Below are 13,115 nucleotides of genomic sequence, written 5' to 3' on the forward strand. Positions count from 1 at the left end.
GATCGTCGGAGCAAGCCGGACGCCAATGTCGCGTTTCTAACTGGCCGGCACCGTCGCAGCCCTATTCAGCTTTGACAATGCTTGTAAGGGGGGTGGGTTCAAGGATGAAGTGCGACTTGCAATAGATAACAACGGTTTATCCTTGCAAGGAACGAGACATGAAGCGCACCTACTCCCGGATCGATATCGATGAACGCCGCAAGATTGCCCGCTGGCGCACGGCTGGGGTCAGCGTTGATGTGATCGCCGAGAAGCTGCACCGACATCGCTCAACCATTTTCCGTGAGCTGCGCCGCAATACGTTCGAGGATCGTGAGATGCCGGACCTCAACGGTTACTACTGCGTGATGGCCAATGACATGGAGCGAGAACGGCGTGCCAAGCTCCGCAAACTTGCCCGTTTCGCGCAGCTCCGCCAATCGGTGATCGAGCGCATCATGCATGGCTGGTCGCCGCAACAGATCGCCGGCCGATTGCAGCTTGAGCGCCAGCCGAGCAACCGGCGCCACTGCGAGGAGTTTCGCAATGCGGCGCTGGATCTGATCCGGGAGCGCTATCTGGACGCTGGCTCGCGAGAAGCTGATCGAGCTGCACCGGATCTCGGTGGCCAAGGAAACGCTGCGGCAATGGATGACCGAGGCCGGCATCTGGGTCTCGCGTCGCGAGCGCAAGAAGCGGGTTTTCCAGCCACGCGGCCGGCGCGACTGTTTCGGGGAGCTGGTTCAGAACGATGGATCGGCGCCCTCACCCGCCCCGATCTAATCTTGCAACGGGGCAAGGTCACGACACGCATGGCCCCATCAATTGACCTAGTCCTGATTGGCAACCGCTGGCAAACTGCCTTCGTTCGAAAGACGGGTTTCGGTCTGCCGGGCGGCCGAGACAAGGCGGCGCTTTGCGCGGATCGCGTGCCATTGTTGGTCAATCAGGACGCCGATGAGGATCACGCCACCCATGACAGCGAAATTCAACGACGAAGGGATACCAAGGAGATTCACGAGATTCTGCAACTCCTGGAGCAGGACCGTGCCCAGCACGACGCCGACAATCGATCCCTCGCCGCCGCGGAGCGAAAAACCGCCAAGTACAGCAGCAGCAATTGCGTAGAGTTCGTAGAACTGACCATGGCTCGCCGGCGAGATCGAGCGTGTGTACATGGCGAAATAAATCGCCGAAAGCGCCGTCAGCAGCCCGCAGATGACATAGGCCGACATGACCATGCGGCCGGTACGGATACCGGAATAGCGGGCCGCCTCCTCGTTCTTCCCGATCGCGTATAGATAACGCCCGAAAACAGAGCGATGCAGCATGATCCACATGACCACGGCAATGATGACGAGTGCGATGAAGGTGTTGGGAACGCCGTAAGACCGTCCGGCGGTCAGGAATTCGAGGTCTGGAAAATTCTGGCCGAAAGCAAAGCCCGCGGTTCCGTCAGCCGTATAGAAGCGCGCTGCCCCACGATAAATCAGGAGGCCGCAGAGGGTGACGACGAAGGGCTGCAGGTTGAGCCGAGTAATCAGCCAGCCGTGGACGGCGCCTATGACCGCGCCGAGCGCGAGAATGAGCGGCAGCGCCAGCATCCATGACATATCCTGGACCGCGATGAAATCGACGAAGAGCACGCCGAGAAGTGCTACCAGCGAGCCCACGGAAAGCTCGATACCGCCTGTAATGATGACAAAGGCCTGGCCGATCGACAGGATGCCGAACAGACCGATCAGGTTGGCAGTGTTGGCCAGGTTGATCGGCAGCAGGAAGCGCGGATTGATGATGGCGACGACGATGCCGACGACGACGATCAAAAGCAGCAGTCCGATATCTTTTTTGATCATTCGAGATCCATCCCCCGATACCTTATTTTTATGGGCCGCAGCGGCTATTTTACCCTTTTGCCGACGGCAAGCAAAAGGACGCTTTCCTGGCTGATTTCGTCCTCTTCCAATATGCCGGCGATCTGGCCCTCGTGCATGACGGCGATGCGGTCAGAAACGCCGATCACCTCTTCCATGTCGCTGGAGATCATCAGGATCGCCACTCCGGCGTCGGCAAGCGCTCGCATCAGGCCGTAGATCTCGTTCTTCGCGCCGATATCGATGCCGCGTGTCGGCTCGTCGAAGATCATCACCTTCGGGCTCATCGACAACCATTTGGCAAGCACCACCTTCTGCTGGTTGCCGCCTGACAGAGTGCCGGTTCGCGTCGAAACGGAGGGCGCCTTGATACCAAGGCGAACACGCTGCTTTTCGGCCGCCGCCCTCTCCCGCTCGGCAGAAAGCATGAAGCGGCTGGAGAGCCGGGGAAGGTCGGCAAGGCTTATGTTCTGGGCGATCGGAAGATCAAGAAGAATGCCGTTGCGCTTGCGATCCTCCGGGACCAGGAAAATGCCACGAGCGACGGCATCTCGGGCAGAACTGACCGCAATTTGCCGCCCGTCCTGCAGAATGGCTCCGCCGTAGCTCCGGTCGATGCCGAAGAGTACTTTTGCAAGCTCGGTGCGGCCCGACCCAACGAGCCCTGCAAGCCCCATGATTTCTCCATACCGGATTTCCAGATCAACGGGGCGGCCGGGATAGGCCTCGGTGCGCACGCCGCTTGCCTTCAGCGCGACCGAGCCGGGCGAGCGCTGCGGTTTTGCGGTCCGGGCCGCAAGCACCCGGCCGATCATCAGCTTGACCATCTGGTCGTGGCCGATGTCTTTCTTGGCAAGCGTGCCCACAAGCGTGCCGTCGCGCAGGACTACGACCCGGTCTGCGACGCGCTCAACCTCGTGGAGGCGATGCGAAATGAAAACCACACTGATGCCATCGGCTTTCAGCGATTTGATAATGCTCAGGAGACGCTCGGTTTCGGCCAGCGGCAGGCTGGACGTGGGTTCATCGAAGATGACGAGCCTGGCGTTGATGGACAGCGCCTTGGCGATTTCCACCATCTGCTGCTCGGCAAGGGAAAGCGATGCCACGGGTGTGTCGGCGGAAAAATGAGCCCCTACCCGCTTCAACAGCGGCTTCACCATGTCTCGCAGCCGATTGCGATCGACGAGCTTGAAAGGTCCGGCCTTTAGCGGCTCGCGGCCCAGGAAGATATTGGCAGCAACGTCGAGATTCTCAAAGAGATTGAGTTCTTGGTGAACGAAGGCGATGCCGGATGCGATGCTCGATTCCACAGTGAGGAAACGAAGCTCTGCTCCGTCGAGCAGAATCGTGCCTCGGTCGGGTGCGATCACGCCGCCGAGAATCTTCATCAACGTCGATTTTCCTGCCCCGTTCTCGCCGACGAGGCCGATGACCTCGCCCGGTATGATGTCGATCGACAGGCCCTCAAGCGCAACGACGCCCGGATAGGTCTTGCCAACGCCGGAAAGCGAAAGGAACGGCGTTGTAAGCGCGTCCGGTGACGGGAAGTCGGAGCTGTGGTTCATCGCCTGTCCATGGCTGCCAATACTGTCGGCATGAGACGTCTTTCGCGGCGGCGGCAAGTGCCCCCGCCGCGAAGGAGGGTTATTTTCCAGACATGGCCTTCAGGCTGGCGGCATATTTGTCAACGTCATCCTTGCCGATGATTACCGTCGGGATGATGATCAAGCCGTTGCCGGGAACGCCTGACTTGTCGCCCTTGAGGTAGGCCGCCATCAGCTTCATGCCCTGATAGGCCCATTCGAACGGCTGTTGCACGACGGTCGCTGCGACCGTGCCTTCCTTGACGCCGCCGAGCGTGATCGGATCGTCATCAAAGCCGACGACAGTGATCTGGCCGAGTTTGCCGGCGTCGCGCAACGCTTCATAGATGCGCGGCGTATTGTAGGAGTAGAAGCCGACCATGCAGGTGACGTCGGGGCTGGCCACCAGCGCGTCCTCGACGTTCTTCTTTGCGCGCGTCTGGTCGATATCGTCGCCGCGTACATCTGTCAGCTCGATCTTCGTGCCCTTCAGGCCGTCCTTCATGCCCTGGATGCGTTCCTTGGCATTGTCGGCGCCGAGCAGGCCAACGAAGCCGATGCATTTGCCGCCGTCCGGCATCGCTTTCTTGGCGATTTCGGCGGCCTGCATGCCGGCGTCGATATTCGATGAGCCGATATAGGCGACGCGGTTGGTCTGCGGCGCGTCGCTATCTGTGGTGAAGAGAGCAGTCTGCGAGCCGATCTTGTTCAAACCGTCCGTCTGGGTCTTGGGATCGACTGCGGAAACCATGATCCCCTTGACGCCGGCACTGACCAAGTCTTCCATAAGCCGTTGCTGAACGGCGACAGATGCCTGCTCAGGGTACTTCAGCTCCATCTGGTAGTCGGGCATCTCGCCCTGCGCCTTCTTCACGCCCGCCTCTGCGGCTTTCCAGAAGTCGGATGCGCCGTTGACGACAAATGCGAGTGTCGGCTTGTCGGCAGCATTTGATACGGCAATCGGTGCCGCGCTCAGCATCAACCCGGCGAAGAACAAGGCTGCATTGCGTTTCAGCTGTTTCATAATACACCTCCCGAGGGCCGCAGTTGCACGGGCCCGTTTCCGATTTACGGCCGGCCGGATGCGCGCCCCCTCCTAGGGCCGTCGCAAAGCGACGAGTGGCATTGGTTCCGATCGCTCCTTGACGGTATACAAGAAATTTAATTAGTAAATAGTATTATCAATGCAGATCAAAACATTTCATCGTGCAATGGCTACGATGGCGATTTTGTACTGACACTTGCCAATAACTGATAGAGTTGCAACAATTCCTGCAATTGCCAGCGCTTTCAGATAGATGATAATATTAATTACCAAAACCGACAATCAATCACCCTGAACCGTTATCCCAAGCAGAGACAGTCTCCACGAATGCGAAAGTCCAAGACCCAAAATAAGCCTGTGCGCGTGACGATGATGGACATCGCCGCGGCGGCTGGCTGCTCGCAGGCGGCCGTCTCCTTCGTCCTCAACGACACACCCGGCACCCGCATCTCACAGCAGACGCGCGATCGCGTATTGGAGGTGGCGCGCGCGCTCGGTTACATGGAGAAGACCTATACGACGAAGGCCTCTTATTCGGGACTGGACAACGTCATCGGTTTCGCCGTGGATCAACTCGCCACCAGCCCGGAAGCGATCGTTGCGATCGAAGGCGCGCGGCAAGCCTCCTGGAACGCCGGCAATGTCCTTCTGGTAACCCAGACGCTCAGTGACCCCGTCATGGAGCCGAAAGCAATCGAGGCGTTGACGAACGGAGGCATATCGGCGCTCATATATATGACAATTTATACTCGCCAGGTGGAGCTTCCATCCTATGTCAGCAAGCTCAACATCCCGACGGTCCTGCTGAACTGTTATACCGCGGACCATGCCTTTCCCGCCGTGGTGCCGAGTGAGATCGCCGGAGGGCAGAGCTCTACCCGGCATCTGATCATGCACGGACACCATCGTATCGCGACGATCACCGGTGAAATCTGGATGCAGGCGGCGCAGGACCGGCTGACGGGATATCGCCGCGCGCTGGCGACCGCCGATATACCCTTCGATCCGGAATTGGTCATTGAAGGCGACTGGTCGGCCAGTGCCGGCTATGCCGCCACGATGAAACTGCTTGCTCTGAAAGAGCCGCCCACTGCGATCTTCTGCCAGAACGACCGCACTGCCATCGGGTGCTACGAAGCGCTCAAGGATGCAGGGCTTCGCATTCCCCAGGACATGTCGGTGGTGGGTTATGACGACGAAGAAATTTCACGACATCTCGTACCCCCGCTGACGACTTCGGTCCTTCCCCATCTTGCCATGGGGCAATGGGCGATCGAACATCTCAACCCGGAAAGTGTGCCCGGCAAGCGCTATCCCATTGCGAAGCTCGAATGCTCGCTCGTTAAGCGTCATTCCGTCGCCGCGCCGCGGGCCGAGGCGCGGCAGATCCTCGATGGTGCATATACGTCGCCATAGCGTTCGCGCCGGGTCACTCATCCACTGAGTGGAGCCCAGCTCGCTCGGAACTCCTGACCGGCCCACATTGGAGGAAGTGGTAGAAATCACTTCTCGAGCGATAGAGCGGGCAGAGCTTGCCGTTGGTCGATAGGCTTGCGAACGGATCGCCCTGCCCTTGCGTCGTCACTGACGAACCACCGATCTCAAATAATCTCAACCACAGATACAATCTACGCAGAGGCGACGTTGACGACGTGTGGATTTAGAGCTAGCTCTAGCGCCATGAAAATCGCAATGGTTCTCGTAGTGGTGATATCGCGCATGGGCAGGACGGTCTGATCGTCCGGCAATAGCCACCCATGCGCCGAAAACAGGTCCCTGACGGGGCCTTTTTTTATGCCCCGTCGCACCCATCACCTCACTCACGACGGAACCCAGATATGACCGGCGAAACAGCCAACTCTTTCCTCAACACCCCCTCTGATCGTCGCATGAACGGCGGCGAGATCGTTCTGCAGGCGCTGCGCGACAACGGTGTCGAACACATTTTCGGTTATCCCGGCGCAGCGGTGCTGCCGATCTATGACGAAATCTTCCAACAGGAGGACATCAAACATTTCCTGGTGCGCCATGAGCAAGGCGCCGGACACGCCGCGGAAGGCTATGCCCGCTCGACGGGAAGAGTTGGCGTCATGCTGGTGACATCGGGACCAGGCGTTACAAATGCGGTTACGGCGCTGCAGGATGCTCTTATGGACTCCGTTCCGCTCGTCTGCCTCGCCGGCCAGGTGCCGACAAGTCTCATCGGTACCGACGCTTTTCAGGAATGCGATACGGTCGGCATCACCCGCCCCTGCACAAAGCACAATTTCCTCGTCAAACACGTCGACGATCTGGCCAAAACGATCCATCTGGCTTTCCGGATCGCGGCGGCCGGCCGACCCGGCCCTGTTCTCGTCGACATGCCGAAGGACGTGCTCTTCGCCAGCGGGACCTACGTTGCACCTGACCAGGTAGCTGCGCTGACGAGCTACCAGCCGGCAATGCAAGGCGATCGGAACGCGATCCGAGCGGCGGTCGCATTGATGGCCGAAGCCCGGCAACCCATCATCTATGCCGGCGGCGGCATCATCAATTCGGGACCGGAGGCGTCGAGATTGTTGCGTGAGTTCGTCGACCTCACCGGCTTTCCCGTAACGTCGACCGTCATGGGGCTTGGAGCCTATCCCGCCAGCGGGCGGAACTGGCTGCGCGTCGCCGGACAGGACGGATCGCATGAAGCCAATATGGCAATTGGCGACTGCGATCTGATGCTCGCCATCGGCGCGCGGTTTGACGATCTCGCGATCTCGCGCGTCCATGAGTTTTCGCCTCACTCGAAGAAAATCCAGATCGATATCGACGCCTCGTCGGTCAACAAACGCGTTCCCGTCGACATCGGCATTCAAGCCGACGCCGCGCATGTGCTGGCGGATATGATCCATGCTTGGCGGTCGCTCTCCACTATGCCCGACCAGAAACGGTTGCGGGCGTGGTGGACGCAGATCGACCATTGGCGAACCCACGATTCGTTTTCCTACGAGCGGCTGGACCATGCAATCATGCCGCAACATGCGCTGGAGCGTCTGTATGCGCTGACAAAGCCGCACGACCCGATCATCGCCACGGAGATCGGTCAGCAGATGTGGGTGGCGCGGTTCTTCGGTTTCGACAGGCCCAATCGCTGGATTACCTCAGGGGGATTGGGGACTATGGGTTTCGGCCTTCCTGCCGCGCTGGGGGCGCAGCTCGCAAATCCCGGCCGCCTTGTCATCGACATTGCCGGCGACGCGTCGGTGCAAACGACGATGAAAGAGCTGTCGACGGCGATACAGCATCAAGCGCCGATCAAGATTTTCGTCTTGAGCGATGAGCATCCGGGCATGGCGCAAGAATGGGATTCCATACTGGATGGCAACAGTCGAGCGCGCTCATATTCGGCCTCACTGCCCGATTTCACCAAACTCGCGGAAGCCTATGGCGCCATCGGCCTTCGTTGCGAAAGCCCAAGCGAACTCGACGCCAAAATCAAGGAGATGATCGACGCGGACCGGCCGGTGCTCCTCCACTGCCGGGTTGCAAGGCTGACCGATACCCATCGGCAGTAACGGCTGATGATCGAACACCCCAAAAGCAAGCCGTGCGATCGTGCAGCCCGCAGTCATCGTCTAGCCTAGCCGAAGACCTCATGATCGAGACTGGCGTCTCGATCATGGATTTATGCCGTTCTATGAGATCAATTTTCTTCAGCCCGCTTCTGATCAAAGATGCTGTGTCACGACTCTTTGTTTGAAAGAGCGGCCAAGTCCTCTTTAAGCCGCACCGGTAAATCCATCCGTTCGTGAAGAATGCTCATGACGCCAAGATCACCGTTCTCAAGCTCACGAAAGAATAGATAGTGATGTTCATAGCGGCTGAAATAGGCCCGACGCCTGATGTCAGCGGGAACTGCCAACCGTTGCGGAAGCTGTCGCCAGATCAGTCGATCTTCGCATAAACGCTGCAAATAAACATGCAGCCCGAGAATGTACGCATCTGCCTGTTTTTCTCCCCACGCTTCGAAAGTGTCACGCCAATTCTTGTCCTGCGCGGCGTCAGCGCGTGGATAAAACCGATAGGCTACCATGCTCAGCGGCGCTTGTTGCGGCGGATAACGTCTTCAGCGGAAACGACGACAAACTCGCTGTCGTCGGCACGCATTGCGGGTGCAAGCTCCTTTTGCAGGCCATCCCATGCCTCGTCGCGCGTTTGCAAATCGCGTCGGATCAGGGCGCGAATGTACTCGCTCGCATTCTCATAGAGGCCGTCGTCACCGATCTGCTGCTGAATGTGATCTTGCAGCACGCCGCTGACCTTCACATGAATGCTGCCCGATGCCATGGGCCTACCCTTTCGTGCTTGCTCTATCGTGGTGCAGCGTAGCATATATTGTCAATATTCATCACAAAGAATTCAATCGTGACATGGTTTCTCGAACCTCGCTCGGCGACTCGGCTGGCTTAAAGATGTTCCGAACAGGATCATCATCGTCGGTTCGCCGTTTGTTTAGTGCTTGCGGGCCTGGGGCAGCAGGTTCATGCTTGTTCCTGTTTTGAGGCCCGCTGGTTGCGGCTGAAATAGCCGTAACAGTTTGGGCTTTCGTGAGACGCGTGCGATGGAGTGCGCCGGCTGCGGGTTCAATATTCAGAGCGGTTTTGCTTTCTGTCCGCGATGCGGCGCAAGGCAACCGATCTCGTGCGCTGCCTGCGGCTATCCCTGTCAGCCCGATTTTGCCTTCTGCCCCAGCTGTGGCGCGTCGGTTTCAGGCAAAGTCCAACCCGCGTCGAAGCCAAACATCGAGACGGTGCAGTCTAAATCTGACGGCGATGCCGACCGGCGGCCGGTGACCGTGCTCTTTGCCGATCTCTGCGGCTTCACGACTCTGAGCGAGCAGATCGACCCTGAAGTCATGCGGGTGCTGCAGAACGAATTGTTCGAAGAGATGACCCAGGCGGTCGAGGCCTATGGCGGCTTCGTCGACAAGTTCGTCGGCGATGCGCTGCTGGCGCTGTTCGGCGCGCCGGTCGCTCATGAGGACGATCCGGTCCGGGCGCTTGGTGCCGCACTCGATATGATCAGTCGGGCCACGCAGGTCGGCGAGCGCTGGCACGCCCGGGCCGGCGTGCCGCTGCGTCTGCATATCGGAATCAATAGCGGCCCTGTCGTTACCGGCGGCTTCGGTGCGGTCAGTACAAAATCCTATTCGGTGACCGGCGACACGGTGAACACCGCCCAACGCCTGCAATCCATGGCCGGCGAAAACGATATCCTTGTCGGGCCGCTGACCTATCGCCTCACCCGCCATGCCTTTGCCTTCGAGAGTCTCGGTGCGCAGGCGTTGCGCGGCAAAAGCGGAAACGTCCTTGTCCATCGGCTGACAGGGCTGTTGGAAGCGCCGCATGCGGCGCGCGGGCTCGAGAGTCTCGGCCTTCAGGCGCCGATGATCGGACGAGATACGGAAATGTCGCGGTTGCTGACATGCCTCGATCTTGCCTGCGGCGGGGCAGCACAGCTTGTCCGCCTGATCGGCGAAGCGGGTATCGGGAAGTCGCGGCTGGTCAATGAATTCGTCGTGATAGCCAGCAATGCCGCTCGTTTCCAGGGCCTCGCCATCCGCAAAGCGACCTGCTCTCCCCTCGGCGAACAATCCTATGGCACGCTCGGCGCGGTCGTGCGCAGCGCCTACGGCATTGGCGAGCGAGACGATCTCGACAGGGCGCGGCAATTGCTGGCAACGGGGTTTCGCGCGCTCGATCTGACGCAGGAGGAGGTCGAGGGACTTCTGCCGCTCTTTCTGCATGTCCTCGGCCTCGGCGATCCCGATGGCGCGTTGCGGTACATCGAGCCGGAGCAGCTGCGGCGGCAGATCTTCTATGCCGTCCGCACCGTCTTCGAGCGGCGACTGGCGCAAGGTCCCCTGCTGCTTGTCATTGAGGATCTGCACTGGGCGGACGCTGCCTCGCTGGAAGTGCTTCGCTTCATGATGGACCGGCTGGAGCGCAGCCGGTTGATGCTGCTGGCGGTCTACCGGCCGACATCGCAGACCGACCCACTGGACTCCAATCGTGTCAGCGTCACCGTCCAACGTCTTGCCCCACTCTTTGCGGCCGACGGGCAGAAGCTGCTTGCTGCGTTTTTTGGCGAGAGCTATGCCAAGTTGCCAGTGACGATGCGCAAACGCATCCTCGACCGCGCCGGCGGCAATCCGCTTTTCATCGAAGAAACCCTTCGGGCGCTGATCGACATGGGCACGTTGCACAATGACGGCCAGCGCTGGCATGTCGCAGCGGAAGACACGGATGTCGATATACCGGTGAACCTGCAAGCCCTGTTGCTTGCCCGCGTCGATCGTCTGCCGCAGGAGATCAGACGGCTGGCGCAAGAGGCGGCGGTGGTCGGCCCGAAGTTCGATACCGCCCTGCTCCGCACCGTCGCCACAGACCCGGCCGCCATCGATGCTGCATTGGATCATCTCTGCGATGCCAATATCATCGAGGAATTGCGCGGGCCGGATGCCGGCGGCTCGCCGGGCTATCGCTTCAGCCAGACGCTGATGCATGACGTCATCTACCACAATCTCCTGCTGCAACGGCGCATGGAGCTTCATCAACGGATCGGCCGGGTTCTGGAACGTCAATATGGTGCAGCGCCCGACCGGCCCGAGCATCTGGCACAGCTCGGCCATCACTTCAGCCTGACCACCGAAAAGGCCAAGGGCGCCACCTATCTGATGGCGGCGGGCGATCTGGCGCGCAAGGCCTACGCCAATGACGATGCAATGCGCCTCTATCGTCAGGCCCTTGCGGCCTTCGCAAACGAGGCGGAGGTGACACCAGGGCAACAGGCGCTCCTGGAGCGTCTTGCCGATCTCTGCGGTCCCGCCGGGCTGCGCGACGCCGCCTTGAACCATTATCAGCGGGCGCTGACGACCCATCGCACCAAAGATGACCCTATCGCCGCGGCGAGGATATTGCGCAAGATCGGCCGTTTGCATCTCGATGCAGGACGCCGCGATCAAGCGGAGACACATTTGGCCGAAGCCGAAGCGATGATCGCAACGATCGACGCGCCGGTCGAACGTGCACATGTTCTGCAGGAGCGCGGCCATCTGGCCTTCCGCATGGGGGATCAGTCCGCTGCCGCAGAGTGGGCGACGCAGGCGCTGCAATGCCTGCAAACGCTGCCGATCGACGGGACGACCGAGGCCGGACGGGAGACAGCGCGAGCGATGGCGGAGGCGCTGAATACCAAGGGGGTAGCCTTTGCGCGGCTCGGACGCCGCCGCGAGGCCGTGCAGGAAGTGGAGCGTAGCCTCTCTGTTGCCGAAAAGGCGGATCTGCAAAGTGCTGCCTGTCGCGCCTATTCCAATCTTGGTGTTCTCTACACGATTGTCGATCCTGCTAACGCCATCAGAATCTGCCGGCGCGGTCTGGAGGTTGCGATCCGTATCGGCGATCTCGGCTTCCAGGCGCGCCTTCTCGCCAACCTCGCAGTTGCCTGCTGTACTTTCACCGATCGCTGCGCCGCCGAGGGTGTACCAGCGGCGGAGAAGGCCGTCGAAATCGACCGGGCGCTCGATCAGCGTGACCACCTCTCCGTGCCGCTGATCGTGCTGGGCCAGATTCATCAGTGCCACGGGCAGCCGAAGCTAGCTCGTAAGTATTACGAAGAAGCCCTTGAGGTTGCGAAGGAAATTGATGAACCGCAACTGCTCTTTCCGTGCTATGATGGCTTGGCGACACTCAGCCTTGAGCATGACGACATGGACGAGGCGGAACGGTATTTCACGCTGGCACAGGATGTGTGCATCCGCCACAACCTCGACCCCGGCACGCTCGTCGTCTTGCCGTTTCTCGACTGACTTGTCCTCGTTGCAGTGATCGCCGGAGATCGATTAGGAAAATCGATTCAAGAAGATAAAGGGAGGAACGAAACATGCAGGAGAACCACGCCGCAAGACCGTTACAGCCGGGAGATCGCGCACCGAACGTGGTGCTGGATGCGATCACCCGCCAGGGCAAGGTCGCCATCGACGATTTTCGCGGCCAGAAGCCGGTGCTCATCGGTTTGTTCCGCGGATTGCATTGCCCCTTCTGTCGCCGGCAGATCGCCGCCATGGCCGAACTCACCGATGCCTTGCAGGAGAAAGGCATCGACAGCCTGACCGTCGTCAACACGCCGATCGACCGCGCTCGCCTCTATTTCCGCTACCATCCGCTTCCCAATCTGCTGGCGGCCTCGGACCCGGAACGGGTATCGCACAAGGCCTTCGGCCTGCCGAATCTGCAGTTCACCGAAGATGAGAATGAGTGGCCGCGCAAAGTCAGCATGAACACGGTGATGTCGATGCGCATCGACATGCCGGGCGAGCTTCCAGCGCCTATGGACCCGATGGCGGCGTCGAAATTCCTCGACAAGGCGGACGGCTATGAAATCACCGAGGATGACAAGCAGATGATCGCCGCCGGCCACGGCCAGCTCGTCGGCGAATTCCTGCTCGATCGGGATGGCGTCGTGCGCTGGTGTTTCACCGAAGTCGAGGAGGATGGCCGCCATATGTTCGGCGGTCCAGCCCCTCGGGAAGTGATGTCGGCAGCGTCGAACATGGCTGTTTGATGGGGCCGAAAGGTCGGACGCTTGAACAAGGCGAGCAAT

10 protein-coding genes and 2 pseudogenes are annotated in these 13,115 nt (G+C 59.9%); 6 read left to right on the forward strand and 6 right to left on the reverse strand.

Features of this window, described 5'->3' with window-relative positions; translation table 11 throughout:
• Nucleotides 1-98 precede the first annotated feature (98 nt).
• Nucleotides 99-266: a hypothetical protein gene (locus tag BS630_RS38345; protein ID WP_167383853.1), complete on the reverse strand. Its 168-nt coding sequence runs from the start codon at nucleotides 264-266 to the stop codon at nucleotides 99-101.
• On the opposite strand from BS630_RS38345, the pseudogene BS630_RS37730 reads away from it, so the two are divergent.
• Both BS630_RS37730 and BS630_RS37585 read left to right on the forward strand, forming a co-directional pair.
• Nucleotides 204-509: pseudogene (locus tag BS630_RS37730) on the forward strand (helix-turn-helix domain-containing protein); the annotation flags it as partial. The gene BS630_RS38345 and the pseudogene BS630_RS37730 overlap by 63 nt on opposite strands.
• Nucleotides 486-738 (forward strand): annotated as a pseudogene (locus BS630_RS37585) (ISNCY family transposase); the annotation flags it as partial. The pseudogenes BS630_RS37730 and BS630_RS37585, both read left to right, overlap by 24 nt.
• A 71-nt stretch (nucleotides 739-809) precedes the next feature.
• Here BS630_RS37585 and BS630_RS33845 read toward each other — a convergent pair.
• The 3 genes from BS630_RS33845 to BS630_RS33855 form a co-directional block, all read right to left on the reverse strand.
• The gene (locus tag BS630_RS33845) at nucleotides 810-1,835 is read right to left on the reverse strand and encodes an ABC transporter permease (RefSeq protein ID WP_077980973.1); all 1,026 of its coding nucleotides are present in this window, start codon (nucleotides 1,833-1,835) and stop codon (nucleotides 810-812) included.
• A gap of 44 nt (nucleotides 1,836-1,879) precedes the next feature.
• Complete coding sequence (locus BS630_RS33850; RefSeq protein WP_077981265.1) at nucleotides 1,880-3,421, reverse strand: sugar ABC transporter ATP-binding protein; 1,542 nt, start codon at nucleotides 3,419-3,421, stop codon at nucleotides 1,880-1,882.
• A 79-nt stretch (nucleotides 3,422-3,500) separates the two neighbouring features.
• A complete protein-coding gene (locus BS630_RS33855) occupies nucleotides 3,501-4,463 on the reverse strand; it encodes a sugar-binding protein (protein WP_077980974.1) in 963 nt (320 codons plus the stop codon).
• Between the two features lie 348 nt (nucleotides 4,464-4,811).
• On the opposite strand from BS630_RS33855, the gene BS630_RS33860 reads away from it, so the two are divergent.
• Both BS630_RS33860 and ilvB read left to right on the forward strand, forming a co-directional pair.
• Nucleotides 4,812-5,900: a LacI family DNA-binding transcriptional regulator gene (locus BS630_RS33860; protein ID WP_077980975.1), complete on the forward strand. Its 1,089-nt coding sequence runs from the start codon at nucleotides 4,812-4,814 to the stop codon at nucleotides 5,898-5,900.
• A gap of 422 nt (nucleotides 5,901-6,322) precedes the next feature.
• Nucleotides 6,323-8,029, forward strand: a complete 1,707-nt coding sequence (gene ilvB / locus BS630_RS33865; RefSeq protein WP_077980976.1) for a biosynthetic-type acetolactate synthase large subunit — start codon at nucleotides 6,323-6,325, stop codon at nucleotides 8,027-8,029.
• Nucleotides 8,030-8,196: 167 nt separating this feature from the next.
• Here the strand turns inward: ilvB and BS630_RS33870 are convergent, their stop codons facing one another.
• Together BS630_RS33870 and BS630_RS33875 are read right to left on the reverse strand one after the other, a co-directional pair.
• Nucleotides 8,197-8,547 (reverse strand): type II toxin-antitoxin system RelE/ParE family toxin, encoded by a 351-nt coding sequence (locus BS630_RS33870; protein ID WP_077980977.1) that lies wholly within the window; start codon nucleotides 8,545-8,547, stop codon nucleotides 8,197-8,199.
• A 2-nt stretch (nucleotides 8,548-8,549) separates the two neighbouring features.
• Complete coding sequence (locus BS630_RS33875; protein ID WP_027665810.1) at nucleotides 8,550-8,801, reverse strand: ribbon-helix-helix domain-containing protein; 252 nt, start codon at nucleotides 8,799-8,801, stop codon at nucleotides 8,550-8,552.
• A 274-nt stretch (nucleotides 8,802-9,075) separates the two neighbouring features.
• Here BS630_RS33875 and BS630_RS33880 point away from each other — a divergent pair, with 274 nt between their 5' ends.
• A complete protein-coding gene (locus BS630_RS33880) occupies nucleotides 9,076-12,321 on the forward strand; it encodes an adenylate/guanylate cyclase domain-containing protein (protein ID WP_077980978.1) in 3,246 nt (1,081 codons plus the stop codon).
• A gap of 74 nt (nucleotides 12,322-12,395) precedes the next feature.
• Nucleotides 12,396-13,076 carry a peroxiredoxin-like family protein gene (locus BS630_RS33885; RefSeq protein ID WP_077980979.1) on the forward strand — a complete coding sequence of 227 codons (681 nt, stop codon included), beginning with the start codon at nucleotides 12,396-12,398 and terminating at the stop codon, nucleotides 13,074-13,076.
• Nucleotides 13,077-13,115 lie beyond the last annotated feature (39 nt).

Source organism: Rhizobium laguerreae, assembly GCF_002008165.1.
Lineage (GTDB): Bacteria > Pseudomonadota > Alphaproteobacteria > Rhizobiales > Rhizobiaceae > Rhizobium > Rhizobium laguerreae.